This is a genomic window from Paenibacillus sp. FSL R5-0923 (assembly GCF_038009145.1).
Classification (GTDB): domain Bacteria; phylum Bacillota; class Bacilli; order Paenibacillales; family Paenibacillaceae; genus Paenibacillus_AQ.
Map to the genome: position 1 here is coordinate 688,700 of NZ_JBBPAT010000002.1, position 25,766 is coordinate 714,465.

Sequence of the window (25,766 nt, forward strand, 5' to 3'; positions counted from 1 at the left end):
AAGGGATTAGGCTAGACAAAAAAACAGGGTCTTGATATACTTCGATAACCGCACATTTGTTCTTGTTTTTCGCATCTTAGAAAGGAGCGGTTTCACCATGATGGGCAGATCCCATTTAATAATCAGCACTGGGGTTACCCTATCTGTAATGAGTTTGATGTCGCATGAGATTACGATTCCGGTTATTGCGGTCGCAGCATTAAGTTCCTTGCTGCCTGACATTGATGAACCGAATTCACTGCTCGTGCGTAAGGCGATTCCAGAATTTCTATTAAGAGTGCTGCAAATTGCTTTGATAGGTGCGGCGATTTATCTCTATTTTGCCGGAATCGTGGAACGTCCTTGGAACATTGTGCTGGCATTGCTAGTCGGAAGTGTATCTTTCCTGCCTAGTCGAAAGCTGCGCCATTTGGTCATGATCTTGATTGCCATAGCACTCTTTGCCTTCGGGGAAGCCTATGATCCATGGAACTACATTGCAGCGTGCGTGCTTGTAGTCTCATCGGTTGTTCCTCATCGTGGACTGACACATACCTTGTATGGAGTTGCGGGCTGGAGCGCCTTATTGTATTTTGCCTCAGCGGGTATAAATGACGGTGGCAGTCTATGGATAGCTGGGGGCATGTCGTATGCGCTTCACCTACTAGCTGACTCTCTTACCCAACGGGGAATTACACCCCTGCCGCCAATACCCTTTAAGCTGCGTCTAAAGCTAATGAGTACAGGCACGAAAAAAGGTGGAGCCGTAGAGAACATCTGCATCATGCTGACTCTAGCGTTCGTTGTCTATGTATTTATACTTTCTACTTGAACTAAAATGAATATGAAAAAGGGGCTTGTCTATTCTTTACGCAAATTTGCGCATAGGATAAGCAGGCCCCTTTATTTTTGTGTAACTATTCTTCTAGGAAAACCAGTCCGATAAAGTCCTCCGGCTCAATACGTCCAAAATAATGCTTCAAATCCAGATCAGCTAATGCTTCTCTAACCTCTGCCTCATTATAACGTTTGCCACGAAGTGCATTTTCAACATCTACTACGTCACCAACCCCAAAGAAGTCACCATAGATTTTGATGTCCTTAATGAGGGAATCCTCAATATCCATACGAATATCAATAATTCCAGCAGGAAATTTACGTGTGTGTTTGACGTTGCTTTTTGGTGACAGACCGTAGTTCCAGTCCCAGTTCTGGTAGTGCTCTTTGGAAATTTCGTGGATTTTGTCCCAGTCTGCTTCCTGAAGCTTATACTGAGGGACCTCGGATGGCTCCATGCCAAAGATCGAACGTAGGAGACCGGAGCGGAACTCTTCAATGGTCATGTCTGTACCTAGCAGCTCTTTGATGTTGGCTACGCGACTACGTACGGATTTGGTGCTCTTCGATTTGAACTTCTCTGGATTTACTTTTAGAGAGGCTTGTACATTGTCCAAATTGAGGTCAAACATCAGTGTGCCATGGCTGAACATGCGTCCACGTGTGGAGAATTGAGCGTTGCCGGAAATTTTTTGTTCGCCGACTTGAAGATCATTCCGTCCGCTAAGCTCAGCGTTAACACCCATGCTTTGCAAGTAGTCGATCACCGGCTGGGTGAATTTCAGGAAGTTATGGAAGGATTGGCCGTCGTCCTTAGTAATGAAGCTGAAGTTAAGATTTCCTAGATCGTGATAGACAGCTCCACCGCCGGACAAACGCCGCACAACCTTAATATCATTCTCTTTAACATATTCCTGATTGATTTCTTCAATCGTATTTTGATGTTTACCGATGATGATAGATGGGCTGTTAATATAAAAAAGCAGGTAACTCTCGTCCATCGGCAAGTGTTTCAGCGCATATTCCTCAATCGCCAAATTGATGGAAGCGTCAGTAATCCCTGTGTTATCAATAAAAATCATAGTGAGTTCCTCCGTTGCAGCAAAATTGATTACAGTTCTCATTTTAAACCAAAAGCAGTTTTTTAACAAAAGAGATCGCTTCGTGATTCGGTGGAAATAAAGTATTAGGCTGGATTCGTTGAATTAATGCGATTTTTAAATTGAAGAATTTCCAGCGCCCAGTCTTATTGTTCAGTACTTCATTTTATCGAAAATCAACAAATCTTTTGCATTTCTTCAGCCCATGGGTTACTATTTTTATATCGACAAATTTGCAGGTCTAAATAAGGAGGTTACACGTTATGTGCCCCCGTACCAAAGAACAAAATGAGCTCATACGCATACAGCGCAAAGAACAGATCCTGGACGTCGCCGCGCGCTCCTACTTTCGCACGGGCGGCAGCTTTGATATTCGCGACGTCGCCCGCGAGGCAGGTCTTGGTTACGGCACAGTATACCATTATTATCCCAACCGGCATTTATTAATAGAAGATGTGTTAGAAAGCGGCTTTGAGCGATGTGAGCAAGTTATCGCAAAATGGGCGGACATCAGCGGCAGCCCACCGGATGACAGGCAGTTGTTGATGTATTGTAAAGCACTGCTCCAGCTGTGGCAGTCGGACGCCCGCGCATATCTCGTCTACAAAATGGCGGCGGAACATTATGTAGGCTTGTCTGAAAGGGATCGACACCACGCCAAGAGACGGTTTATGGAACGCCTGTACGTTCCACTCCAATCGATCGCCCAGTGCGAAGACGACAGCGTCGACCATATGCTTGCTGTGCTGGTCGGTTGCTGTGGGCTGCACTACTATGCGGGCAATTCCGATCTGAACGTCGATCGAATCGCCCGACTCGCTATCCAAGCTATTACGAAGGGGTCCTGATACGAACATGGTCATTTTAAAAAGCAAGCATGAAATTGAGGCTATCCGCAAGGCATGCCAAGTGGTGGCTGAATGTCATCGTACAATCGCCCCGCTTATCAAACCGGGTATTACCACCAACGAGATTGAGCGCATATTCGAGGACATTATGTTGAAGCACGGCGCAAAGCCATACCAGAAAGGCTATAGGGGCTATCAATATGCGACCTGTGCCTCCGCCAACGATGTAATCGCGCATGGCTTCCCTAGCAATAAGCCACTTGAGGAAGGGGATATCGTGACGATTGACACGGTCGCTGAGCTCGATGGCTGGCTCGGCGATTCGGCCTGGAGTTATGCGGTAGGGCAGATCTCGCCGATGGCCGAGAAGTTGATGCGTGTCACGAAGGAATGTCTTGATCTGGGCATCGAGCAGGCTCAGCCTGGCAATCGACTCGGCGATGTGACGAGCGCGATTCAGCGGCATGCGGAATCACACGGTTTCGGCGTCGTGCGCGACCTTCTCGCTCATGGCATCGGCCGCGACCTGCACGAGGAGCCGACTTATATGCATGTTGGCAAGCCTGGAAAAGGCCCACGTATCAAGGAAGGTATGGTGTTCACGATTGAGCCCATGATCACCGAAGGTACCTACTTGATGACAATCGATCCGGACGGCTGGACCGCACGGACGATGGACAACAAGCTCGCCGCCCAATACGAGCATACGATTGCCATTACGGCTGAAGGTCCACAAATTTTGACCGCGCAATAGAAAAAAAAGAAGTCGACCAACGAAATGGTCGACTTCTTTTTTTCGTATTCGGGGACAGCGTGTCCATAGATCTGATGAGGCTGCCAGTCTAGAACTTTATTATCTTTTGACATCTCGTAGATTTTAATGTCGATTTGAGGCAAGCGGTTATTCAGGTGATTCCTTTAGTGAGCATTGACGTAATCCCGGTAAAGACGCAATAATGGTGGCAATGAGATACATATCGAACAAACGAAAGTGGATAGAGGGAGTGTAAATATGCTTGAAAAATACGGCCACGGCGGTGATTTGCTAACAGCTGCGGAACTTTATGAGGAGGCTGGTGGCACATTTCTTGATTTCAGTGCAAACATCAATCCTATTGGGCCTCCGCCAGCCGTCTTAGAGCTACTTAGAACAGCATTGTCTACGGTGGTTGCCTACCCTGACCCTGGACATCGACGCTTCAAAAGTCTGCTAGCAGAGGACCTTGGTGTACATAGTAGTTGGTTGACGGTAGGCAACGGAGCCGCAGAAGCTATGGCATTGTTGCTGCTTGCGATTGCTCCGCAAAAGGTAGGTATCGTAGAACCTTGTTTCTCTGAGTACCGGCAGCTATCTGTGCAATTCGGCGCAGAAGTATTATCTGTTCAGGGGACATGGGAACAGCACTTCCGAGCTGGAGTGAACGAGATTGCCGGGCTGCTGGAGAAGGTTGATCTGCTGTTCCTTGGCCAGCCGAACAACCCTAATGGCGTTCAGTATAGTGTGGATGAGCTGCGCTGGTTAGCGCAGAAAGCTGAAAGCTACGGGACGTATTTGGCTGTGGATGAAGCCTTTATTGATTTTATTCCAGAAGCAGAACGAAATACGCTTTTGCCGGATCTGGATCAGTTTCCGCATACGATTTTGGTACGGTCGATGACGAAATTTTATGCGATTCCCGGACTGCGTCTCGGGTTTGCCATTTCGCATCCGGAGCTGGCAAAGGCGATGACCGGAAAGCAGGTTACCTGGAGCGTGAATGGTTTGGCGCTGCTGGCAGGCGAAGCCTGCCTTGAGTGTGGGCACGAGTATGGACGTCGCACACGCGAACTGATCGCCACGGAACGGGAGCTGCTGCGGCAAGGCCTTATGCAGCTAGGCTGCGAAGTGCCGCCAGGCGAAGCCAACTTTCTGCTCTGTGGCCTGCCTTCGCCGTGGAGTGCGGCTGAGATGCAGACCCGTCTTGGGCGTGTCGGTATACTGGTGCGCAGCTGTGCCATGTACCCCGGTCTAGGAGGCGAGCATATCCGGGTAGCCGTTAAGGGACATGAGGATAATGTCCGGCTGCTAAAACAGATGAAGGAAATTCTGGCGGATAAGTGAACTGTGTAGCTTAGAGGGCAGCGGGTTTGCTGTTAAAGTGTCTGGTGTAGCTCAGGGGATGGGAGTCTACTGTAAGTGACACTCGCGGCGTAGAGAAGGCAGGGATTCTAATGAATAAGTGACTCAAGTACCGCAGAAGTTGCGATTTGATACCGGATGGCGGGCTTCAGCTCGCATGCTTAGGGTTGTAACAAAGTTTGGTGAGATAGCTTCTGATGGACATCCTCCAAAGTGCATTCGTTGTATTTCGTACAACAGAACTCGCTTTGCTGGCGTAGCAATTCGATTCTATAGCACTGTGTACAATAGAAATTTGGAAAATGATGCGAATTAGGTTTTTACGTGACATTCTATTGCAAGAAATACAGCAGAATGGCTTTTGCCAGTGAATAAAGCTGAATCTATTGTATAAAGTGCAATAGATGGGTGAGGGACGGATTTTTAGGTGGATATTGGAGTATGTTGTAGTAGAAATCGAGTATCTGTGGAGTGGATATTGAATATGTGTTCAGAGCTGAAATTAGGGGCATGTGTTGGAGTAGATTTTAGAGCAGATAGTCATTTACTGTAGTTTCTAAGTGAGACGGTTGGGGAAGTACAGGCGCGACCGCGAAGCTGGTTGGATGAATGGATAAAAGTAATGTGCTGTGGAAGGAGCAAGATCGATATATGGTGCAAGTAAAGATTCCATTTAACCTCGCAGGAGGCGTAAAAGAGTACCATTCGGCCATCTGGCCAGGGCTTGCTTTACAGTGGAAGGGAAACCATCTGCTACTAGAGCTACCTGCTGAAGCAGATGGTTTATCGAGTGCGTTCTATGGTGGAGGAATGAATCGGCTAGAGAGGGCCGTCAATTTATATGTTGACCGCAATTATGAATGTAGTGATCCTGTTCAGGATATGGAGAATAAGCTCCGCGAGTGGGGTTATTCAATGTCTGGCTGTACCGGTCTGATGACGGCTGTACCACTTGAGCATGCAGCGGTAGCTGAGGAAGACACCGGCTCAGCGGGTATTTTTGTTTGCGTTACTGCCGCCGCAGGAAATGCTGCGCGCGCGGGTGTGGAACGCAATGTGCTGGCTGTTTATCGCCCGGGTACGATTAACATAATGCTAGGTATTGATGGCTGCCTGACACCGGCGGCCATGGTCAATGCTGTGCAGACAGCTGTCGAAGCCAAAGCTGCTGCTCTGGCCGATCTCGGGATTACCGATCCCGAGAATGGGCTGATCGCTACCGGAACAACTACGGATGCGATAGTGCTCGCTGTGAGCCAAAGTGGGCGGTACAAGGCAGAGCATGTTTACGCCGGAACCGCTACCGATCTTGGGGGCGCAATCGGGCGTCTTGTATATAGCGCTGTGACAGGGAGTTTGCTATCGGTTCAGGCAAGGAAGGACAGCTAATGAGAATAGGTAGCTGGAATTGCTGGAGAATGTACAGAGGTGATCGCCTGTGACAATCGCTTTAGTACTGCTTGCGGCTTATGTAATTGATCGGATCGTAGGTGATCCGCGTAGCTTGCCCCATCCCGTAATCGGTATGGGCAAAGCAATCACGGCTCTGGAGCGGGCGATCCGTCGTTTATGGTCCCACCCGCAAAGCCTGCGCAGAGCAGGGGTGTTACTTCCGCTATGTGTGGTGGGTGGTGCTTGGGCACTGACAGCCATTCTGCTATGGCTGCTGTCATATATCTCACCGTGGCTCGTCTGGATAGCCGAGGCTTGGTTGATTTCAACCACGATTGCCTCCAAGGGACTAAAGGATGCAGGGATGGCGGTGTATGTGGAATTGCAGAAGGGCGATATCCCTGCTGCCCGCAAGGCGTTGGGGATGATCGTGGGGCGTGATACGACTTCGCTAGATTCCCCGGAAATTGTGCGCGGCACGGTAGAGACTGTAGCAGAGAATATCGTCGATGCGATTATTTCTCCATTGTTCTATGCGCTCATCGGTGGCGCGCCGCTTGCTATGGCTTATCGAGCAGTAAACACACTCGATTCCATGGTGGGATATAAGAATGATAAATACCGAGATCTCGGCTGGGCATCCGCTCGGCTTGATGATGTTGCCAACTTCATTCCAGCACGGATTACGGCATTGCTCTTAGCACTGTGTGCATGGCTGCTTCGTCTGGATTGGCGCAATTGTCTGCAAATGGTGAAGAGGGATGCGCGTCTCCATCCAAGCCCAAATAGCGGCTATCCAGAATCCGCTGTTGCGGGCGCACTTGGTATCCGTCTCGGAGGAGAGAACGTCTATCATGGTGTCGCTTCTTTCCGAGCCTATATGGGTGATCCGGTACGAGCGATGGAGCCGGACGATATTATTCAGACCTCGCGGATGATGATGCTCTCCTCTTCAATTTTTGTAGGCTTATGCGCGGTTGTGGCATGGATATGGATCGGGGGCTAATGCTAGACATGGCGTTTCCTTCTATAGAGCTAGAATTAGTACTTGTTCGCCACGGGCAAACTCAGTGGAATGCTGAGCATCGTTACTTAGGACATTCGGATCTCCCGTTGCTATCTAGTGCAGTAGAGCAGCTATCTCAGCTTAAGCAGCAGTCTGAAGTATCGAATGATTTTTGGTGTGTATTTTGCAGCGATTTGCTTAGATGTCGGGAGACTCTAGCTTACATTTCTCCTTCTTTAGAGAAGGTGGCTGTCTACGATCCGCGTCTGCGCGAAATGAATTTTGGAGCTTTCGAAGGCTGCACTTATGAGGAATTGAAGGATAACTCACTGTATAGAAGCTGGATTGATAATCCTTCCACAGTTACACCACCGGATGGTGAAACATGGGCGCAGTTTGACGAACGGTTGCGTAGCTTCCTGTCAGATCTGGGGCGAGGGGCTGAGGATACATTTGTGCAGGCTGCAATTAGTGAAAAAAAGGCTGAGGTAATAACAAACAGGGTGTTGGTAGTCACACATGGTGGTGTTATTCGGAATTTCCTTGCACAGTTAATTCCTGGTGTCACATTCTACAGCGCAGTTGCACCTTCTCCGGGAACAGCAATGGTACTCAGGCTATTTTGGCAGAACGGGCAATGGTCGGCAGATATTTCGGGAGATTGATGAGAAAATCAAATGAAAAAAAGGGTTCCACATATTAGCCATACCTAATATGTGGAACCCTTTATGTTTAAACTATCGTTCGCCCTCAGCAGAATAAAGTGGATAATTAGATGTTAGGTAACCATTCCTTATAGGTATCTGCACGTGATTGCAATTCATTATACAGCATGCTGGCATGGTAACCGTCGCACACGGCATGGTGGAATTGCCCCGATATTGGTAATAGTATTTTTTTGTCTTGATGAAAATATTTTCCTATAGTAAAGATGGGAAGCAGGAAGGTTCCCTCGTTATACACGTTCAGGTTAAAGCTCGTGAAGCTGACCCACGGAATACTAGAAATAGGGAAGGTGTTCGGTGGTTCGTTTGCTTTAGCGATAAATTGTTTCACGCTTCCGTACATTTTCATATCATCCAGATAACGGTTATAGAAATCATTAAACTTTTCACCGTACGAAGTCCAGATGCTTGAAAAAGTCTTATCATCATCATGGAAAATTGTAAAACTAGGTGACATGCTATCCCAATAACCTAATCTACCTTCAGAATCAAAGCAAGTGCGGAATTCACTGTGACGGTTTACCACCGTAGTTATCATGTGGATTAGCGCTGGGTACAGCTTAATTCCCTTATGCTTAAGCTCTGATAGTAGAAGGGTGATATCAATATTTGCGGTCATGCTATAGGTGCATCTGACATTGTTTAAATAATGTTCAAAATAGGGTTTTCTACTCCAGTTATCAATGACAATCGGGTTAAAAATCATTTATTATGACCTCCTAAAATTATTTCATTTTTCATTTTAGGAGGTCTGCTGGACTGATTTCACCATATCCTTATCACAATCCTTTGAGAAAGTATTTTGTAACGATGAGTATACCATCATCATCGCCGTAATTAAACTAGATCAAGTGGAAGGAAGATGCATTTATAATGCTGAGTGAAAAGTTGGTTATTGAAAAATTGCTTCAGCAAAAGCGTACGAGTGTTGCTTCCATCGTAGTGATGATGTGCGGTGTAGCGGGGTCGGGTAAAACAACCTTTGCTAAAAAGCTGGAGAAAGAGGGATTCGCCAGGCTTTCGATAGATGAAGATATTTGGGCCACGCACGGACGTTTCGGGGTGGATTATCCAGAGCAGAATTATGAGTCCTATAAAGAAGAGTCGGAGATAAAGCTGCGGGGGGAGCTGGTGAATCTGCTTCAGGCAAAACATCATGTTGTCATCGATTTCAGCTTCTGGCAACGTCAGAGACGGAACGATTACAAGCAACTTATTGAGAGTTATGGTGGCGTGTGGGAACTGATTCACTTAAAAATTCAGCCAGATGAATTGCGTCAGCGACTGCTTATCCGGAGTGAACGTTTTGACGCCAATGCCGCATTTCCGATTACTGAGGACATACTAACCCGGTTTTTAAATGGTTTTGAGATCCCTGCTGGAGAAGGGGAGCTTGTGATCGAAGCATAGATCTATAACTTGATTTTTTGGGCATTTGTCCTCTTATAGAACCACAGCCGGATTAAAATCCCATGGCTGTGGTTCTTTTTTTAAGCGAGTGATTGTGCCATGATAGTCATGGGGGCGATTGAGAGATGTTTAAGGATTTTAAGCTCATAGCCGGACGGCCGGTGTATATACAAATTAAAGACTATATGAAGCACTTAATCATAAAAGGCGGTCTGCAAGGCAATCAAAAGCTGCCCTCTACACGAGAACTCAGCACATTGCTTAAGGTTAGCCGCAACTCCGTAATCTCTGCTTATGCAGAGCTTGAGGATGATGGATTTGCGTATGCCGTGCAGGGTCAGGGAAGTTATGTGGCACCTACACCTCCCGGCAGTGAAACAATCTCTTCCTGGACGATGGACTGGAAGACGCGTATCAATGATCATGCGCGGCTGGCGGAGGATCTGGATATCATGAAGCGCGGCATACGAGCGGAGAAGGGGACGATCTCCTTCACGAGCATCGCGCCTGATGAGAGTCTTTTTGATCTAGATAATGTGAAACGCTCCTTTATGGATCGTATGTCGGTGGAAGGCAACGTCTTACTAAATTATGGATATGCCAAAGGGTATAAGCCTTTAATAGACTATTTGAAGCAGTACATGGAGCACAAAGGCGTTGAAATGAAAGGCAAGGATATATTGATCACCAATGGCTTTACAGAGGGATTCGATATTGTATTGTCAGCACTTAGCAAAAAGAATGGTTCGGTCATCTGTGAGAATCCAACGCATCATACGGCGATCAAAAATCTGAAGCTGAATGGCTTTGAGATCACCGGGATTCCTATGGAGCGTGATGGGATTGATCTGGTTGAGCTGGAGAAGGCATTGCAGGAGCAAGCTTTTGACTGTGCCTACTTTGTCCCCTCTTATCATAATCCGACCGGCATTGTAATGTCTCCCGAGAAAAGACAGAGGCTAATGAAGCTGATGAACCGGTACCAAATACCAGTGATCGAGGATGGTTTTAACGAGGAGTTACGCTATTCGGGCTCACATGTGGCTCCACTTATCGCAGCAGCAGGGAGCGGCAACAGCGTGATCTATCTAGGTAGCTTCTCAAAGGTATTATTTCCGGGACTACGCGTAGGCTGGGTGCTGGCAGATCAGGAGCTGATCTATTCTCTCGAAAGCGTCAAGCGCGCACGCACCATTCATACCTCGACGCTGGATCAATCCATTTTGTATCAGTACTTATTAGGTGGCCATTTAGAGAAGTATTTGAAAAAAGCCAGAGCGGAATATAAACGAAAATATGAATTAACCCTGCAATGCTGTAAGGAGTTTATTCCTTATACGGCGTTATCAGGGGATGGCGGATTGCATCTTTTTGTAACATTTGCGGAGGGCTTTAATACAAGGACGCTGCTAGCGGCCTGTCATGAACAAGGGGTTATTTTTACAGCAGGAGATATATTCTTCACTGACGGTAAAGGTCAAAATACGATACGGATCGGTTTCTCCAGAGTGACGGATGAGGATATCCGCAAGGGGATCGAGATTATTGGCAGAACAGCACGACAACTAATGGGATAAAGAGGTGCTTGAGATGAAGATGAAGGTAGGCGTAATTATGGGCGGGGTGTCCTCAGAGTATGAGGTATCCATGAATAGCGGTAGAGAGATTTTGAAGAATCTAGATCCCAATAAATATGAGGTTGCTCCAATAGTGATTACCAAGCGTGAAGAGCTTATTGAGCAGGCAAAAGGAATCGATATCGCGCTGCTTGCGCTCCACGGAGCTTACGGAGAGGACGGTACGGTTCAGGGGACGCTGGAGACAATGGGGATTCCTTATACGGGTAGTGGCGTTTTGTCTAGCAGCATTTGTATGGATAAAGATCTTTCCAAAAAGCTTATGCGCTGCTCAGGCGTCAATACGGCGGATTGGCTGTGCTGGGATAGTATGAAGGATTATTCTCAAGAAGCCGTAGAGCGGATTGGATATCCTGTTATGGTGAAGCCATGTGCAGGCGGTTCGAGTATCGGTATGGAAAAGGTGAGCAGTAGCGAGGAGCTGTTGAGCGCAGTACAGAAGGCTTTTGCTTGTGATCAGTCGATTCTGATCGAGAGCTACATTCAAGGCCAGGAAATTACTTGCTCTATTCTAAATGGAGAGATGCTGCCCGTTTTGGGAATCACCTCGGCGCATGCGGAGTGGTTCGATTACAGTGCGAAATACGAAGATGGCGGGGCAGACGAACGGGTCATTGATCTACCAGCTGAGGTGTATGAGCGAGTACGTGATGCAGCCTTAACTTGCTACAAAGCACTAAAATGCAGCGTGTACGCAAGGGTGGATATGCTCATTAAGGATGGTATTCCATATGTGCTGGAGGTGAACACATTACCGGGCATGACGAAGGCGAGTCTTTTACCAAAAAGCGCGCAAGCGGCAGGTTACACCTTCAGCGGACTGCTGGACGAGATCATTTCCCTTTCCCTAACAGAAAAGAGTCCGAAAGAAGAGGTGCTCAGTCATGCATAATGAATGGATTACTCCGCGTGTACGGGAGATTGCTCCCTCGGGGATTCGGGCTTTTTTTGACCTAAGTACAGGGAATCAGGATATTATATCGCTTGGTGTAGGCGAGCCTGATTTCGTTACACCGGAGCATGTAAGAGCTGCCTGTATTCGTGCTTTGAATAATGGGGAGACGATGTATACACCAAATTCCGGCTTGTTGGAGCTTAGAGAAGAGATCGCCTCTTATCTGCACACAAGCTTCAATCTCCGCTATGAGCCAACTAACGAGATTATGGTTACAGTGGGGAGCAGTGAAGCCGTGGATTTGGCTCTGCGGGCCTTTATTACACCCGGGGATGAGATTATCGTCCCTTCTCCGAGCTATATTGCGTATTCGCCGATTACTCATTTGAACGGTGGGATTACGGTAGAGGTTGAATCTTCAGCCGAGCAGGGTTTTAAACTTACTCCTGAAGCGTTGCGGCAGGTGATTACCCCGCGTTCCAAGATTCTTATGGTTAATTTTCCGACTAATCCTACAGGAGCAGTAATGACTTACGAGGATTGGCTACCCATTGCACAGATTGTAAAAGAGAGTAACTTACTTGTCATTTCAGATGAAATCTATGCCGAGCTAACCTATGATAGTCAGCATGTCAGTATTGCCTCCCTTCCTGGGATGTTGGAACGAACGATTGTCATTAGTGGCTTCTCCAAAGCCTTTGCGATGACTGGCTGGAGAGTAGGCTATGCTTGTGGTGATCAGGAATTAATTGCTGCGATGCTCAAAATCCATCAGTACACTGCGATGTGTGCTCCAATACTAGGTCAAATCGCTGCCATTGAATCACTGCGGAACGGTATGGAGCATAAGGACCACATGAAACGATGCTTTGATGAGCGAAGAAAGCTGCTGGTTAGTGGATTTCGATCTATTGGTTTACCGTGCCACGAGCCGGAGGGTGCATTTTATGTCTTTCCTTCCATCGCTAATACCGGAATGAAGTCAGAAGTTTTCGCTTTGCAGCTGCTCAAGGAGGTTGGTGTTGCTGCGGTTCCGGGGCATGTGTTTGGAGCGGGTGGAGAAGGGTATATTCGCTGCTCTTATGCAGCATCCCTACAAAAATTGACGGAAGCGCTGGAGAGAATCGAAGGATTTATGAAAGTGAAGTTGTAATTCTAGTGGTCCCCATCTATCATAGATGGGGGCTTTTATGTGTAGATAAGATAGAATAGGTTATACGGATATCTTTAATTGGAGGTTAAAATATGATTTCATCTATTCAAGAAGTAATTAAACGAATCACACCAGCGGATGAACAGTCTTTCCTAAAGGCGGAGCACCGCTTGAACATTCTAACTAAACCACCGGGCAGCCTGGGACAATTGGAGACGCTGGCCGTTAAGCTCGCCGGAATTTCGGGTACGGAGCAGCCTAGTTTCACCAAACGAACGGTAGTTGTGATGGCTGCCGATCACGGTGTATGCTGCGAGGGAGTTAGCGCGTTTCCACAGGAAGTCACAATGCAGATGGCCTATAATTTTCTCAGCGGAGGAGCGGCTGTGAATGTACTGGCACGTCAAGCTGGGGCTGAGGTAAAGTTCGTAGATATCGGTGTTAACGGCGACCTTAGTCATGAGGATCTGATTGATTGTAAAGTGCGCCGAGGAACGGATAATATAGCCGTGGGACCTGCGATGAGTCGTGAAGAAGCGATGAATGCTGTGCTTGTAGGTATAAGAATCGCACAAGAAGCGATTGAGAACGGGACAGAGATTTTTATTACAGGTGAAATGGGCATAGGGAATACAACGGCTAGCGCAGCTATTCTGTGTGCTCTAAAAGGAATACCACCTGAAGTAGCCGTTGGAAGAGGAACGGGAATTGATGATGAACGTTTACTACATAAGATTGCAGTTGTGGAACGCGCTTTAAAGGTGAATCAGCCGAATCCGGCAGATCCGCTGGATGTATTGTCCAAAGTAGGGGGACTGGAAATCGCCGGTTTGACGGGTCTGATTCTTGGCGCAGCTGCTGCCAGGGTACCTGTCATTTTGGATGGTTTTATTTCGGGTGCGGCAGCTCTTGTGGCGAAGGCGCTTGCGCCAGAATCCATTGCTTATATGATAGGCTCCCATCTATCAGGAGAACAAGGACATAAGCTGATGCTGGAGCGGCTTGGGCTTGAACCGTTGTTTAACCTGGGTCTTCGTTTGGGTGAAGGAACTGGAGGCGTATTGTCCCTTCATTTAATTGAGGCGATATGCCGCATTTTGAGCGAAATGGCCACCTTTGAAAGTGCAGGCATCTCTGGAGCTGGGAAACAATGAGTATTCTTGTAACGGGAGGGGCGCGTAGCGGGAAAAGTGGTTTTGCAGAAAAACTGATGTCGTCACTGGCAGATCAGGCCTTCTATGTTGCAACCGGACAAGCGTTTGATGATGAAATGAATGAACGGATTGCACTACATCAGCAACAGCGCTCGCAAAGCGGATATGCTTGGGAGACGTTAGAGGAGCCTTATGATTTGCCAGATCTTCTTAAGCGTTTATCTGGTGAAAAGGCGGTTCTCGTAGATTGTCTAACGTTGTGGTTATCGAATGTACTGCTAGCCATGGAAGGATTTACGGATAGGCAAGAGTTGATTGAGAGCGAAATTACAAGACTTGAAGACAGTGTGCGCACATTTCAAGGAAACCTCATTTTGGTCACTAATGAGGTTGGAGACGGTATTGTTCCGGAGTATGCGCTTGGCCGATTGTACCGTGATCTGGCAGGACGTATGAACGCGCTGCTTGCTCGGCAATGCGAGCAGGTTTTTTTAGTGACTGCGGGCATTCCAATTGAACTCAAGAGCAGGGAGTATCGTTTATGAGGGAGCGCAGGGATGCTGCCGCGGCTGCCTTTCAGTTTTTGTCCCGGTTTCCTGTAAAGAGTGACCCTGGATTTTCTCCTGAGCTGCTGCGCCGAAGTGTGCTGTTCTATCCTGTGGTGGGTGCAGCTATCGGACTGTGCGTAGCTGCTGGGGCAGCTTTGACGGGTTGGATTTTACCGGCTTGGCCAGCAGCTGTTATTACCCTCATCTTATGGGTAGGACTTACTGGCGGCATGCATCTCGATGGTTGGATGGACAGCGCCGATGGTCTGCTAAGCTACCGACCAAGGGAACGGATCCTGGAGATTATGAAGGACAGCCGTGTGGGTGCGATGGGTGTGCTCGCCTGCGTGCTGCTCTTGCTGTTAAAGGCCTCTTTAGTGGCAGCATTAATCGAAGGCTACGCCTATTACGAGCTGCCACTGCTCTTGCTGCCAGCGATCTGGAGCCGCTGGTATATGGTGCGGGCAATGGTGCGTTATCCCATTGCCCGCGGGAACGAGGGGCTGGCCGCGAGCTTCGCCGGCCTCGCTCCCTCGCATGAGCGGCGCGCGCTGGCGATAGCCGCGCTGCTCTCGCTAGCCGCAGCCGGTGCGCCTCTGGCGCTCGGCGCTGGCTTAGCCGCGTGGCCGCTGCATCTGGCGGCAGCGTTACTGCTGCCAGCTGCGGCCTTGGCCAGCGGCACCGTTGCTGCGCGGCGGATTAGCAGCCGGCTCGGCGGGCTCACCGGCGATGTGTATGGCGCGCTGAATGAGCTGCTAGAGGCTATGCTCCTACTAGTATTAGTGCTGCTCCAGCACAATTTCATGTGAGTGGCTCCTGCGGGTGACGCATAGTAGCCAGCTGGCTCAATCTGGTTTTATCCTCTTTTGATGCCTGTGGTTCCAGTTGTTTGGTGGCCCGGATGCTTGCAGGTCCACATAGTGATATTTTTAGAGTTTAATAGGAAAGAGGGATGACATGGTTGCTGCCATTCTACTATTTGTAATTGCCGGCCTTGCTGAGATCGGAGGCGGATACTTAGTATGGTTATGGCTAAGAGAATCAAGACCTCTCTGGTACGGTTTGGTAGGTTCTTTGATTCTGATAAGCTATGGCATCATCCCTACGTTGCAGAAGTTTCCGTCCTTCGGAAGAGTGTACGCAGCCTACGGCGGGGTGTTTATCGTGCTCGCTGTGTTATGGGGCTGGCTAGTAGACAAGAAAACACCCGATGTATATGACTGGGTTGGTGCTGTTATTTGTGTGATCGGCGTTTCGGTCATTCTTTGGGCGCCGAGACACTAACAAAACAACCCGTTCAACACTTTCGTGTGAACGGGTTGTTTTTATTTAAGCCTAAGCTTTAGATCTTAAATTGTTGCACAGCTTCCTGAAGCTTCTTAGCCTGCTCATATAGATGCTGCACGGTTACTGCATGTCCTTCAAGCTCTATACGTTGGCGCTCGGAGTTCTCGGATAGTGTGTCCGCACTTTCTTGGGATCTTGAAGTGATTTGTGCGGTTTCCTCAACGGAAGCACTAACTTCTTCTGTACTTGCTGAGATTTGCTGCGTCGCCGCAGATACGGATTGAATATTCTGATTGATGCTTTGGATCAGAATCAGAAGGTGATTGAAGGCATCGCCCGCTTCTGCCACCTTGCCTACCCCGGAGGCTACCTCAGAATTCACATGGTTCATCTCAGTAACGGAGCGATTCATATCTTCCTGAAGTCCGAGTAGGAAATCACGAATCTGCTCATTCGCATTACGGGATTGTTCGGAAAGCTTGCGTACTTCTCCGGCAACCACGGCAAAGCCGCGTCCATGTTCTCCTGCACGTGCTGCTTCGATCGAAGCATTGAGCGACAGCATTTGGATTTGCTTCGTAATTTCAGTAATACTATGAACGACTTCTCCGATCATTACTGAACGTTCATTCATAACTTGTAATTGCTCCAGCGACTGCAGGGAGGCACGTTCAACATGGCGCATTTGCAGAACGGCACTTTGGGCAATCTCATTACCGCCAATCGCTTCAGCGGAAGCTTCGCTGATCTGCTCAGTGACTTCGGTGGCTGCTGAAGCAATATGCTGAATGCCGAAATTGATTTCTTCCATAGCTTTTGAATTATCTAGAGCGCTGCTCGCGATGGTCGTACTACCTTTGCCAATTTCTACAACAGATGTACTAGAGTGGTCTGCCATTTCATTTAGGACCTCAACACGTTCCCTTAAAGAATTGGAATCGGTGACCACAGTATTTGAGGTGACGAGTACATGTCCAATCATTTCTTTTAGGCGCAGGGTCATTGCTTGGAAACTTCTGGACAGTTGAGCTACCTCATCACTGCCTTTAACCGTTAATTCCTCTGTGAAATCTCCCTCTGCAAGACGGGCACTGTAAGCTGCAAGCTTTGAGATAGGACGAGTAATCCGCATGCTCATAAACCAGGCACCAGTTGAGCCTATGATCAGCGTTAGCAGAGTGATCCCGGCACTAGTCCACAGAATACTGTCTGTTTTTTCTTGAATAAAGCTTACATCACTGCTTATTCCGATAACCATCGTACTTCCGGGAATTCCGATATAAGCTGACTTATGTACACCATGCGAGTCCTTGTATGTATCGCTTAGTCCACTCTTTCCTTTAAGAGCTTGCTGCATTGCAGAGGATACTTTAACAATTTCCTCCGGCTTTAATTTTGCATCATGATCTACAGACAGAACCTCAGCTTCCTTGCCTTTTAGATTGAGTAGAAAAATAGTCTCAACCCCATGCTGCTTTCTCTTATCCTGGAAATAGAATTCAAGATTGGTGGCTGCTTGTTCGTTCTTCTTTAGTGCTTGCTGAGCATGCATTGTATTTATATTCTTATATACGTCCTGAGCAGCTGCAGTTAGAATTTGATTGATTTGTGGCATGACATAGCTGTTGAAAATACTGGTGGATATAAAGTAGAAGCTGGTACTTAACAAAAGAGACGTGAGTAATAGAACTACAAATAATAAACGCGTAAATCTGCGACTGATCGACTGCTTGAAACGAAACATATTGTTCTCCCCCTTTTTATGGGCAGCGAAGCCCCATTTCTTTATATCCCTACCGACTGCTATTGACTGGCAACCTGCAATATATTCCATAGTTATGTAATATATCAACTAAATGGATCGGGAATGAAGTGTTTGATACTATTCTATAGAATTAACCTCTGGATGAATAGTGAAAGTTTTAGTTTATATAGCATATTTTTCTGAAAAAGATGAATTATTACTGACACTTTTATTTTTAGTTAATAAAAATGGGTATAAATACCCATTTCATAAATTGTTTATTTTTATGGATTGTTTGACGACAGTGTGATAGAGTATTAATGTTTTGTTCCAAAACTTAATGTAAGCCGCGGTTCGTAACCATCCCGCGTAAACAAAACTAGGAGGAGTTTAAGCAATATGTTTAATTTGATGTGGGGAGTTTTATTTGTTATTGTCAATTTTGCTTTTTTTCTACTCTGTTACCGCCTGTTCGGCAAAAGTGGAATGTATGCCTGGGTAGGTATCGCTACTGTAATTGCAAACATTCAGGTAGCTAAGACGATTGCTATGCCATTTGATATCGTGATGACACTCGGAAATACGATGTATGTCACTTTGTATATGACCAGCGATTTGCTTAATGAGAAGTATGGAAGAGCAGAAGCACGTAAAGCGGTTTGGTTTGGCTTCTTCACCTTGCTTATGACGACAGTCATTATGCAAATGGTACTAGTATTTAAGCCGCAAGAGACCGATATTGCTCAGTCTTCTTTGGAGACGATCTTTGGTCTGATGCCTCGACTAGCGTTGGGTAGTCTAACTGCTTACTTCATTAGTCAGTTCCTAGACGTTCGGTTGTACTCCTGGATTCGCAAATATTACAGCACCTCAAGTCAGTTGTGGATTCGTTCCAACGGCAGTACGATGGTTAGCTCCTTTGTGGATACACTAATCTTCTGTACCATTGCATTTGCTGGGTTGTATAACTGGAGTGTGTGGTTTGAAATTTTGCTTACAACGTATCTAGCGAAATTCTTACTAACCGCAGTAAGCACACCTATCTTATATATCGCCCGAACTTTTACTTTTGCTGAAGATGGAATACCATCATCCGCTCATAAGAAGGAATAAACAACAATACAGCCAGCGCGTACCGATCATAATCGATGCGCGCTGTTTGATTTTTTTAGTCGTAAGAGGGCTCAATCTCGTTCCATATAAATATGTACATAAAATTAATATAAAGCTAAAATAAGCTATCGTAGCCATTCTAATTGTATCCCGAGCGAAGAGAGTGTACATAATCGGTAGTCACAGAAATTACGAATAGGTGTGGTGAAGGATGAATCTAGTAGTTCCTATACTGCGTCATGCAGCAGACCAGCCCGACAGCATTGCCTTAACCCATGACCAAGCAACTCATACCTATGCAACATTAGTGCAAGCGCTGCGGAGAATTGCCAATGGTCTACAGAAAAAGGGCCTTAAGCATGACAAAATCGCTATTTTATCTACGAATCGCATTGAATTTGTCGAGGTTTTCTTGGGGGCTATTTATGCAGGTTGTGTTCCCATTCCTTTAGATCCCAAGTGGAGTGCAAATGAACTGCGGGTTATTATAGAGCAGTGCCAGCCGACAATGATTTTTGCCGAGCCGGAAGCTGCAAAGAATTTGGTCTTCAAGGACCAAGCCATCCCAACGCTGACTTTTTCAAATGAACGAACAGGTTCCTATGATCAGTGGTTGAAGGCTCTGAAGCCAGAAGCTGAATTGGATGAGACGAATGAGTTATTATTTATCGGCTTTACTTCAGGCACAACGGGGCTCCCCAAAGGATATATGCGTACCCATTTATCGTGGTTAAAGAGCTTTGAGGTATCGAGTGCTGCCTTTGAATTGAACTCTATGAGTGATGTTTTAGCACCGGGTCCGTTTGTGCATTCGCTGTCCTTGTTCGCTGTAATGCAGAGTCTGTATGGTGGAGCAAACTTTCATATTACGCAAAAATTTAGCTCCACACAGGTGTTAGAGCTGTGCAGGCAGATTCCGGGTGTGGTGTTGTTTGTTGTACCGACAATGCTTGAATCCATGATGCAGCAGGCTGTTCCTGGGCAGACGCAGATTGATGCGATTATTAGCTCAGGTGCAAAGTGGTCGGAGTTGTCCAAAAAAAGGGGCATAGAAGTGTTCGCTGGAGCGCGTCTCTATGAATCCTATGGTTCCTCAGAAGCGAGTTATATTAGTTATTTGGATGTTCTGGAAGAGCATAATCCGAACTCTGTAGGCAAGCCCTATCCCGGAGTGCAAATTTCCATTCGTGATGAAGAGTTCCGTGAAGTCCCTACGGGGGAGATTGGGCAGTTATATGTGCGAAGTGATATGATATTTCTAGGCTACCATCAATTGCCGAAGGAGACCGCAGCAGCTTTTCGAGAGGGATGGCTTGTGTTGGAGGATTATGTTTATCAGGATGAAGCTGGTTATTTATATCTGGCGGGTCGCTTGAAAAATAGAATCATCTCAGGTGGGCTGAACGTTTATCCAGAGGAAATAGAGCGAGTACTGGAGCATCTTCCGGAAATACAAGAAGTAATGGTGCTTGGCGTCCCTGACGATTATTGGGGAGAACAGCTGGCAGTCCTCGTGAAATGGAATGGTGAAAAGCATTTATCTATAGACGAAATAAAGAATTATTGTCGCCAGTATTTAGCAAGTTACAAAGCGCCGAAGCAGCTGCTGACAGTTGATGAGTTTATCTATACAAGCAGTGGCAAAATTGCCCGGCAAGCGATGAAAGACTATGTGAAAAGAGCGATGGTATGATAGAAGCAGTAATTGTTATGGCAAAACGTACACCAATTGGCAGGATGGGCGGCTTATTAAGTACATTTGAGCCGGAAGCATTACTGGCGCCGCTTATTCAGCATATTGTGGCAGAGACGAACCTGCCCGTCGATATGATCGATGATGTGATTATTGGAAATGTGGTCGGTCCGGGTGGAAATATTGCCCGGGTAGCTGCGCTTGAAGCGGGACTGCCTGTTTCGGTTCCGGGCGTTACTGTGGATCGGCAGTGCGGTTCTGGGCTAGAGGCCATTAACATAGCAGCACGGCTTATTCAAAGTGGCGCAGGTGAGATTTATTTAGCGGGCGGTGTTGAGAGCACGAGTCGTGCCCCTTGGAAAATGGCTAAGCCCCAAACCTTGATGGGGGTTCCGCAGCTATATACCCGTGCTCATTTTACACCTAGCGCTTACGGTGATCCGGATATGGGAATTGCTGCGGAAAATGTAGCGCGGAAGTATGGGATTTCGCGAGAAGAGCAGGATCAATATGCCTTTAAAAGCCATCAGAAGGCCGTTCATGCTCAGCAAACTGGTAGGTTTCAGCAGGAGATTGTACCTCTTCTGGTTGAGGGGGAGTGGGTGAACACCGACGAATGTCCAAGGGCTAATACGAGCCTGGACAAGCTGCGAAAGCTGCCTTCAATCTTTGAAGAAAAAGGTACCGTCACCGCTGGAAATGCCTGTCCTATTAATGATGGTGCGGCGCTTCTATTAATGATGTCCCGTGAGAAATGTCGGCAACTCAAGCTTAAGCCTATCCTGCGTGTAGTGGATGCGCAAGCGGCAGGTGTGGATCCAAATTATTTAGGTATGGGGCCAGTTCCAGCTGTACAAAAGGTGTTACAGCGTCAACAGCTGACCATAGCCGATTTAGATATCGTAGAGTTTAATGAAGCCTTTGCTTCACAAGTTCTAGCCTCACTGAATGAGCTTCAGATCCCACAAGAAAAGGTCAATCTTGGGGGAGGCGCATTAGCTATCGGTCATCCATATGGGGCGTCCGGAGCTATTTTAATGACGCGTTTATGTGCTGAAATGCAGCATACGCCTTATAAAAGGGGACTTGCCACTTTGGGCATTGGCGGCGGGTTAGGGCTGGCTACGCTTGTGGAGGTTACGGAATGAACAGCGTCCGACATCAGATTCTTATGACTGCTGAGTGGATAACGGATTACGCACAGAGTATTGAGGCACCCGTGCAGACGACTAATGGCAATCTGATTGCTCCTTCTACGATGCCTATTATTTTTTGGCAGGCCTTCGATATTCCTTGGCTTAGCAAGGGAGAGCCCTTGCTTCACGGCACTCAGAAATTCTCATATCAAGCTCCGATTACGGCAGGGATGACATTAGATTGTGAATTAGCATTAACGAGCAAGGTGCAAAAAGATGGCCGGCAGGGCAAGCTGACCTTTTACACACATACGCTGGTTTGTAAATGTGAAGGCGAGCTTATAGTCACTGCCGAAACGGTGTTAATTCGGGTAGGTGATGATCATGATGAGAAAATGCATAACTGCTGAGGCTATCCGGCAATATGCAGCAGCTTCCCAAGATCTGGCCGCTATTCATCTAGATGAGGATGCTGCAACTGAGGCTGGATTTAAGCGGCCCATTGCGCATGGGATGTATCTAATGGGATTAGCCCAATCCTTATATATCGAGGAGCATCAGGCACAGTGGATCACTCAATATGATATGAAATTTCATAAGCCTATAGAGGTCGATAATGTCGTGATTTTTGATTTTTCGGAGGATGACTGCCTGGTTAAAGTGACCCTTACAACAGAAGCAGGCGATGTTATTGCTTCGGGAGCTTTTTCAGTGAAAGAGGTGTAGTGATGAACAAAGTAGCCTTAATTACTGGAGCAACCAGAGGGATCGGGCGTAGTATTGCCGTGCAGCTCGGCAAGTCCGGTTATGTAGTGGTTGTAAATGGTACAAAACAAGTCTTAATCGATGAGGTTGTCCACGAGATTCGTCAGGCGGGTGGTGAGGCATCAGGATACTCTGCTAATGTAGCAGATCCAGTTGCGGTCACTGCAATGGTGGATGAGGTTATTACACGGTATGGCCGTATTGAGGTATTGATAGCTAACGCTGGGAATTTGCAGGATCAGAAATGTCTACGGATGACGGATGAAGAGTGGAAGGCTGTGTTGGATGTACATCTAAATGGCACCTACTATAGCATTCAACGCGTACTTCCATATATGCGCCAGACAGGTGGCGATATCCTGTTGATGACCTCTACGGCTGGACTAACAGGTTCTGTGGGTCAGGTGAATTATAGTGCAGCCAAAGCTGGAATACTTGGAATGACGTGGACACTAGCAGCGGAGCTTAAACGTGATCAAATTAGAGTCAATGCGATTTCGCCAGCCGCTTTAACAGATATGACCAGACCTGTCATTGATCATTTGAAAGCGAAACATGCCAGTCGTAATGAACCGTTCCCAGACTTTTGGCGAATAGGTGGCCCGGAGGATATTGCTTCCTTTGTGACTGCATTATTGAGTGAGTCTGACGCGGATTTAACCGGTGAAATCTTTGCTGTGAATGGATCAAAAGTGACGAAATGGGAGAAGCCTGCACCTGCATTTTCCGAGAACAGCATTGGGGCATTTTTCGCTACTTGGCATCGTCAAAAGGGGAGTGAATAAATGCTTACCTTCGATCAAGTTCATTTTTATTATAAAAAGGGTCAGCCTGTCCTAGAGGATATCAGCTTTACGATAGAAGCAGGAGAGTTTGTGGCGATTGTTGGCGCGAATGGCTCTGGCAAATCCACCATTGCAAAGCTCATGGACGGACTGCTGCTACCGCGAAAAGGGGCTGTACAGTTTAAGGGCCTAGACACCACAAAGCCAGCTGATCTTGCAGATATTCATCAGCAAATTGGCTTTGTTTTTCAGAATCCAGAGGATCAATTTATCACCACAACCGTTATGGATGAGGTGCTTTTTGGTTTGGAGAACGTTCGTGTGCCAAGGGAGGAAATGCGCAGTCGATTGGAGCATGCCTTGCAGGCTGTTCATATGGAGGATTACCTGGACGCTATGCCACATCAGCTCTCTGGAGGTCAGAAGCAACGTGTCGCTATTGCGGCTATATTGGCAATGCGCCCGCAAGTCATTATTTTTGACGAAGCCACCTCTATGCTTGATCCTCAGGGAAGGCAGCAGGTGCTTGCCATTATGCAAGAGCTGCATCGTCAAGGTCTGACCATTATTCAGATCACTCACCATATGGAGGAAGTGCTTTCAGCAGAACGATTATTACTCCTGCATCAAGGGCGACTTGAGTATGATGGTGCTCCACTGGCTTTTTTTGAAACGATGCCTGTTGCGGACTATCAATTACAACTGCCTTTTGCCGTGCGTGTACATGCATTGCTCCATTCAGAAGTGCCGCCAACAGCCGATTGGAAGGGGATAATTCGATCACAATGGTCTACCAATTAGATAATTTAAGTGTAAACTATGCTGATCATATGGCTTTGCACAATATAAACTGCACCATAACTGCGGGTAAATGGATTTCGATTATCGGTCCCACGGGTGCAGGAAAGTCTACCTTTGTCAAAGTGCTGAAGGGCTTGATTCCCACCGTAAAAGGAGAATATTGGATTGATCAGCAGCCTGCTCCCAGAGATGCCAAAGGACAATTAAAGGTGCTCCCGGAGCTGGGCTTTGTTTTTCAATATCCGGAGCATCAGCTATTCGAAACTACTGTGCAAAAGGAGCTTTCTTTTGCTCTGAATCTGCAGGGTGCTTCACGCCAGCAAATCACGGAGGCGATTGAAAGGATTTTACCGCAAGTGGGTCTGTCAGAGGGCATTCTCCCCTTAAATCCATTCCAATTAAGCGGTGGAGAAAAGCGCCGTGTGGCCATTGCCTCCGTGCTGATGACGAATCCGAAGCTGCTAATTTTGGATGAACCGACAGCGGGGCTAGATCCAGCTAGCCAAGTATCTTTGCTGAAGCTACTGAAGACTTGGCAGCAACAAAATCAGCGCACCATTCTCTTCGTTTCGCATCAGATGGAGGATGTTGCTGAGTACTCGGATGAGGTTTTGGTTTTCCATAAAGGTCAGCTAGAAGGACATTTTGACCCCAGAACACTATTTATGGAAAAGGAAGAATTATTGGTGGAGCTGGGCTTGTCCATGCCTGAACCCGTACAGCTTTTGAAGCTAGTAGAGGAACTATCTGGCCAAAAAATAGAGGTTGCTAGCTGTAAAGAGCAGGATATCTTCGATGCTGTTCAGCCAATTTGGCATTCGAGGGGGCGTCAACATGGCTGATTCCGTAATAGTGGGTCAATATGTGGAGACGCATTCGATTTTCCATCGTTTAGATCCTCGTATAAAGCTTGTTAGTATCGTGATTCTCATGCTTAGCTTTCTGATGCTTGGAACATGGCTTAGCTATGCAGTTGCAACTGTTTTTGTATTCGGAATTTTGCTGCTGTCGAAGGTTCCTATTCATTTCTTCTGGCGGGGGCTGCGGCCGTTATTATTTGTTTTGCTGTTTACCCTTCTGTATAATGCTGTGTTCACCAAAGGAACGATCCTCTGGTCGTGGTCCTTTATTGAGGTAACTGAAGAGGGACTGCGAACAGGATTACGTTTTGTTTGGCGTATTATATTGCTCATCTTATTAGCCTCAGTATTAACGTTAACGACTAAACCGCTAAACTTAGCATATGGTCTTGAAAAGCTACTTGCACCTCTATCCAAAATGGGGGTACCCGTAGAACAATTCTCCTTAATGATAGTGATTGCGATCCGGTTTATTCCTACCATCAAGGAGGAGCTGGATCGTATTCTGCTCGCACAAAAGGCTAGAGGTTATGACCTTACAGCATTATCACTGCCTAAACGGATATTTGCTTATGTCCCGATCATTATTCCTTTGCTCTTCACGACGATTCAACGTGCTGAACAGCTGAGCTATGCGATTGATGCGCGTGCTTATGGAAATGGTAAAGGAAGAACTTCTTATAGGGTATTGCAATTTCAGAAAATGGATTATCTGGCAGGGGGAATTGCTCTTTTATTTGCTGTGATTCTGCTGTGGTTAAAGATAGGAAAGGTGTAGA

General features: G+C 47.0%; 27 protein-coding genes and 1 riboswitch. Of the genes, 24 read left to right on the top strand and 3 right to left on the bottom strand.

The annotated features are described in order from the left end of the window. Positions 1-97: 97 nt before the first annotated feature. The gene (locus MKX35_RS28275) at positions 98-811 is read left to right on the top strand and encodes a metal-dependent hydrolase (protein ID WP_076298272.1); all 714 of its coding nucleotides are present in this window, start codon (positions 98-100) and stop codon (positions 809-811) included. Between the two features lie 85 nt (positions 812-896). Here the strand turns inward: MKX35_RS28275 and MKX35_RS28280 are convergent, their stop codons facing one another. Beyond that, positions 897-1,898 carry a lipoate--protein ligase gene (locus MKX35_RS28280; RefSeq protein WP_042185606.1) on the bottom strand — a complete coding sequence of 334 codons (1,002 nt, stop codon included), beginning with the start codon at positions 1,896-1,898 and terminating at the stop codon, positions 897-899. Positions 1,899-2,179: 281 nt separating this feature from the next. On the opposite strand from MKX35_RS28280, the gene MKX35_RS28285 reads away from it, so the two are divergent. The 6 genes from MKX35_RS28285 (at position 2,180) to MKX35_RS28310 (ending at position 7,946) form a co-directional block, all read left to right on the top strand. Continuing rightward, the gene (locus MKX35_RS28285) at positions 2,180-2,764 is read left to right on the top strand and encodes a TetR/AcrR family transcriptional regulator (protein WP_076298271.1); all 585 of its coding nucleotides are present in this window, start codon (positions 2,180-2,182) and stop codon (positions 2,762-2,764) included. 7 nt (positions 2,765-2,771) lie between these two features. Next, complete coding sequence (gene map, locus MKX35_RS28290) at positions 2,772-3,518, top strand: type I methionyl aminopeptidase (protein WP_076284095.1); 747 nt, start codon at positions 2,772-2,774, stop codon at positions 3,516-3,518. A gap of 258 nt (positions 3,519-3,776) precedes the next feature. Further along, positions 3,777-4,865: a threonine-phosphate decarboxylase CobD gene (cobD, locus tag MKX35_RS28295; protein ID WP_076298270.1), complete on the top strand. Its 1,089-nt coding sequence runs from the start codon at positions 3,777-3,779 to the stop codon at positions 4,863-4,865. 627 nt (positions 4,866-5,492) lie between these two features. Beyond that, on the top strand, positions 5,493-6,272 hold the full coding sequence (locus tag MKX35_RS28300; RefSeq protein ID WP_256716203.1) for an adenosylcobinamide amidohydrolase: 780 nt from the start codon (positions 5,493-5,495) through the stop codon (positions 6,270-6,272). A 49-nt stretch (positions 6,273-6,321) separates the two neighbouring features. Then, positions 6,322-7,281, top strand: a complete 960-nt coding sequence (gene cbiB, locus MKX35_RS28305) for an adenosylcobinamide-phosphate synthase CbiB (protein ID WP_076298269.1) — start codon at positions 6,322-6,324, stop codon at positions 7,279-7,281. Then, a complete protein-coding gene (locus tag MKX35_RS28310; RefSeq protein ID WP_256716202.1) occupies positions 7,260-7,946 on the top strand; it encodes a histidine phosphatase family protein in 687 nt (228 codons plus the stop codon). The genes cbiB and MKX35_RS28310 overlap by 22 nt, the downstream gene beginning before the upstream one ends. Positions 7,947-8,052: 106 nt before the next feature. Here MKX35_RS28310 and catA read toward each other — a convergent pair whose 3' ends face one another. After that, positions 8,053-8,712: a type A chloramphenicol O-acetyltransferase gene (gene catA, locus MKX35_RS28315; protein ID WP_076298268.1), complete on the bottom strand. Its 660-nt coding sequence runs from the start codon at positions 8,710-8,712 to the stop codon at positions 8,053-8,055. A 167-nt stretch (positions 8,713-8,879) separates the two neighbouring features. Between catA and MKX35_RS28320 the strand changes: the two genes are divergently transcribed. The 8 genes from MKX35_RS28320 to MKX35_RS28355 all read left to right on the top strand — a co-directional run bounded on the left by MKX35_RS28320 (position 8,880) and on the right by MKX35_RS28355 (position 16,087). After that, complete coding sequence (locus MKX35_RS28320) at positions 8,880-9,416, top strand: AAA family ATPase (protein WP_042185621.1); 537 nt, start codon at positions 8,880-8,882, stop codon at positions 9,414-9,416. 125 nt (positions 9,417-9,541) lie between these two features. Continuing rightward, positions 9,542-10,993 (top strand): MocR-like pyridoxine biosynthesis transcription factor PdxR, encoded by a 1,452-nt coding sequence (pdxR, locus tag MKX35_RS28325; protein ID WP_042185623.1) that lies wholly within the window; start codon positions 9,542-9,544, stop codon positions 10,991-10,993. A gap of 19 nt (positions 10,994-11,012) precedes the next feature. Beyond that, positions 11,013-11,945 (top strand): D-alanine--D-alanine ligase, encoded by a 933-nt coding sequence (locus MKX35_RS28330; RefSeq protein WP_076298408.1) that lies wholly within the window; start codon positions 11,013-11,015, stop codon positions 11,943-11,945. Beyond that, positions 11,938-13,101, top strand: a complete 1,164-nt coding sequence (locus tag MKX35_RS28335; RefSeq protein WP_076298267.1) for an aminotransferase class I/II-fold pyridoxal phosphate-dependent enzyme — start codon at positions 11,938-11,940, stop codon at positions 13,099-13,101. Before MKX35_RS28330 ends, MKX35_RS28335 begins: the two co-directional genes overlap by 8 nt. A gap of 92 nt (positions 13,102-13,193) precedes the next feature. After that, positions 13,194-14,255, top strand: a complete 1,062-nt coding sequence (gene cobT, locus MKX35_RS28340) for a nicotinate-nucleotide--dimethylbenzimidazole phosphoribosyltransferase (RefSeq protein WP_042185625.1) — start codon at positions 13,194-13,196, stop codon at positions 14,253-14,255. Further along, on the top strand, positions 14,252-14,800 hold the full coding sequence (cobU, locus tag MKX35_RS28345) for a bifunctional adenosylcobinamide kinase/adenosylcobinamide-phosphate guanylyltransferase (protein ID WP_076284100.1): 549 nt from the start codon (positions 14,252-14,254) through the stop codon (positions 14,798-14,800). Before cobT ends, cobU begins: the two co-directional genes overlap by 4 nt. Continuing rightward, positions 14,797-15,612, top strand: a complete 816-nt coding sequence (gene cobS, locus MKX35_RS28350; RefSeq protein ID WP_076298266.1) for an adenosylcobinamide-GDP ribazoletransferase — start codon at positions 14,797-14,799, stop codon at positions 15,610-15,612. Before cobU ends, cobS begins: the two co-directional genes overlap by 4 nt. Before the next feature lie 148 nt (positions 15,613-15,760). Beyond that, the gene (locus MKX35_RS28355; protein WP_042185628.1) at positions 15,761-16,087 is read left to right on the top strand and encodes a YnfA family protein; all 327 of its coding nucleotides are present in this window, start codon (positions 15,761-15,763) and stop codon (positions 16,085-16,087) included. Between the two features lie 58 nt (positions 16,088-16,145). Here the strand turns inward: MKX35_RS28355 and MKX35_RS28360 are convergent, their stop codons facing one another. Next, a complete protein-coding gene (locus tag MKX35_RS28360) occupies positions 16,146-17,834 on the bottom strand; it encodes a methyl-accepting chemotaxis protein (protein ID WP_042185629.1) in 1,689 nt (562 codons plus the stop codon). A 343-nt stretch (positions 17,835-18,177) separates the two neighbouring features. Beyond that, positions 18,178-18,223, top strand: a riboswitch (PreQ1 riboswitch). Positions 18,224-18,233: 10 nt separating this feature from the next. On the opposite strand from MKX35_RS28360, the gene MKX35_RS28365 reads away from it, so the two are divergent. The 9 genes from MKX35_RS28365 (at position 18,234) to MKX35_RS28405 (ending at position 25,765) form a co-directional block, all read left to right on the top strand. Beyond that, complete coding sequence (locus MKX35_RS28365) at positions 18,234-18,947, top strand: queuosine precursor transporter (protein WP_042185630.1); 714 nt, start codon at positions 18,234-18,236, stop codon at positions 18,945-18,947. Positions 18,948-19,158: 211 nt separating this feature from the next. Continuing rightward, on the top strand, positions 19,159-20,640 hold the full coding sequence (locus MKX35_RS28370; protein ID WP_076298265.1) for an AMP-binding protein: 1,482 nt from the start codon (positions 19,159-19,161) through the stop codon (positions 20,638-20,640). Beyond that, a complete protein-coding gene (locus tag MKX35_RS28375; RefSeq protein WP_076298264.1) occupies positions 20,637-21,788 on the top strand; it encodes a thiolase family protein in 1,152 nt (383 codons plus the stop codon). The genes MKX35_RS28370 and MKX35_RS28375 overlap by 4 nt, the downstream gene beginning before the upstream one ends. Then, complete coding sequence (locus tag MKX35_RS28380) at positions 21,785-22,186, top strand: FAS1-like dehydratase domain-containing protein (RefSeq protein WP_076298263.1); 402 nt, start codon at positions 21,785-21,787, stop codon at positions 22,184-22,186. The genes MKX35_RS28375 and MKX35_RS28380 overlap by 4 nt, the downstream gene beginning before the upstream one ends. After that, entirely contained in the window at positions 22,161-22,502 is a 342-nt protein-coding gene (locus tag MKX35_RS28385) for a MaoC family dehydratase (protein ID WP_076284106.1), read from the top strand. Before MKX35_RS28380 ends, MKX35_RS28385 begins: the two co-directional genes overlap by 26 nt. A gap of 2 nt (positions 22,503-22,504) precedes the next feature. Beyond that, positions 22,505-23,326: an SDR family NAD(P)-dependent oxidoreductase gene (locus MKX35_RS28390; RefSeq protein WP_081382714.1), complete on the top strand. Its 822-nt coding sequence runs from the start codon at positions 22,505-22,507 to the stop codon at positions 23,324-23,326. Beyond that, on the top strand, positions 23,327-24,127 hold the full coding sequence (locus MKX35_RS28395) for an energy-coupling factor transporter ATPase (protein ID WP_076298261.1): 801 nt from the start codon (positions 23,327-23,329) through the stop codon (positions 24,125-24,127). It abuts the gene before it with no gap. After that, entirely contained in the window at positions 24,112-24,969 is an 858-nt protein-coding gene (locus tag MKX35_RS28400; protein WP_076298260.1) for an ATP-binding cassette domain-containing protein, read from the top strand. The genes MKX35_RS28395 and MKX35_RS28400 overlap by 16 nt, the downstream gene beginning before the upstream one ends. Further along, on the top strand, positions 24,962-25,765 hold the full coding sequence (locus MKX35_RS28405) for an energy-coupling factor transporter transmembrane component T family protein (RefSeq protein WP_076298259.1): 804 nt from the start codon (positions 24,962-24,964) through the stop codon (positions 25,763-25,765). The genes MKX35_RS28400 and MKX35_RS28405 overlap by 8 nt, the downstream gene beginning before the upstream one ends. The last annotated feature ends 1 nt before the right edge of the window (position 25,766 follow it).

Bases quoted from the DNA above. Each gene is read 5' to 3' on its own strand.
- cobD (WP_076298270.1), top strand. From the start codon at position 3,777: ATGCTTGAAAAATACGGCCACGGCGGTGATTTGCTAACAGCTGCGGAA.
- MKX35_RS28310 (WP_256716202.1), top strand. From the start codon at position 7,260: ATGGATATGGATCGGGGGCTAATGCTAGACATGGCGTTTCCTTCTATA.
- map (WP_076284095.1), top strand. From the start codon at position 2,772: ATGGTCATTTTAAAAAGCAAGCATGAAATTGAGGCTATCCGCAAGGCA.
- pdxR (WP_042185623.1), top strand. From the start codon at position 9,542: ATGTTTAAGGATTTTAAGCTCATAGCCGGACGGCCGGTGTATATACAA.
- MKX35_RS28390 (WP_081382714.1), top strand. From the start codon at position 22,505: ATGAACAAAGTAGCCTTAATTACTGGAGCAACCAGAGGGATCGGGCGT.
- MKX35_RS28355 (WP_042185628.1), top strand. From the start codon at position 15,761: ATGGTTGCTGCCATTCTACTATTTGTAATTGCCGGCCTTGCTGAGATC.
- MKX35_RS28320 (WP_042185621.1), top strand. From the start codon at position 8,880: ATGCTGAGTGAAAAGTTGGTTATTGAAAAATTGCTTCAGCAAAAGCGT.
- cobU (WP_076284100.1), top strand. From the start codon at position 14,252: ATGAGTATTCTTGTAACGGGAGGGGCGCGTAGCGGGAAAAGTGGTTTT.
- MKX35_RS28385 (WP_076284106.1), top strand. From the start codon at position 22,161: ATGATGAGAAAATGCATAACTGCTGAGGCTATCCGGCAATATGCAGCA.
- MKX35_RS28275 (WP_076298272.1), top strand. From the start codon at position 98: ATGATGGGCAGATCCCATTTAATAATCAGCACTGGGGTTACCCTATCT.
- MKX35_RS28370 (WP_076298265.1), top strand. From the start codon at position 19,159: ATGAATCTAGTAGTTCCTATACTGCGTCATGCAGCAGACCAGCCCGAC.
- MKX35_RS28405 (WP_076298259.1), top strand. From the start codon at position 24,962: ATGGCTGATTCCGTAATAGTGGGTCAATATGTGGAGACGCATTCGATT.
- MKX35_RS28365 (WP_042185630.1), top strand. From the start codon at position 18,234: ATGTTTAATTTGATGTGGGGAGTTTTATTTGTTATTGTCAATTTTGCT.
- MKX35_RS28330 (WP_076298408.1), top strand. From the start codon at position 11,013: ATGAAGGTAGGCGTAATTATGGGCGGGGTGTCCTCAGAGTATGAGGTA.
- MKX35_RS28400 (WP_076298260.1), top strand. From the start codon at position 24,112: ATGGTCTACCAATTAGATAATTTAAGTGTAAACTATGCTGATCATATG.
- catA (WP_076298268.1), bottom strand. From the start codon at position 8,712: ATGATTTTTAACCCGATTGTCATTGATAACTGGAGTAGAAAACCCTAT.
- MKX35_RS28380 (WP_076298263.1), top strand. From the start codon at position 21,785: ATGAACAGCGTCCGACATCAGATTCTTATGACTGCTGAGTGGATAACG.
- MKX35_RS28360 (WP_042185629.1), bottom strand. From the start codon at position 17,834: ATGTTTCGTTTCAAGCAGTCGATCAGTCGCAGATTTACGCGTTTATTA.
- MKX35_RS28375 (WP_076298264.1), top strand. From the start codon at position 20,637: ATGATAGAAGCAGTAATTGTTATGGCAAAACGTACACCAATTGGCAGG.
- MKX35_RS28335 (WP_076298267.1), top strand. From the start codon at position 11,938: ATGCATAATGAATGGATTACTCCGCGTGTACGGGAGATTGCTCCCTCG.
- MKX35_RS28300 (WP_256716203.1), top strand. From the start codon at position 5,493: ATGGATAAAAGTAATGTGCTGTGGAAGGAGCAAGATCGATATATGGTG.
- MKX35_RS28285 (WP_076298271.1), top strand. From the start codon at position 2,180: ATGTGCCCCCGTACCAAAGAACAAAATGAGCTCATACGCATACAGCGC.
- MKX35_RS28280 (WP_042185606.1), bottom strand. From the start codon at position 1,898: ATGATTTTTATTGATAACACAGGGATTACTGACGCTTCCATCAATTTG.
- cobT (WP_042185625.1), top strand. From the start codon at position 13,194: ATGATTTCATCTATTCAAGAAGTAATTAAACGAATCACACCAGCGGAT.
- cobS (WP_076298266.1), top strand. From the start codon at position 14,797: ATGAGGGAGCGCAGGGATGCTGCCGCGGCTGCCTTTCAGTTTTTGTCC.
- MKX35_RS28395 (WP_076298261.1), top strand. From the start codon at position 23,327: ATGCTTACCTTCGATCAAGTTCATTTTTATTATAAAAAGGGTCAGCCT.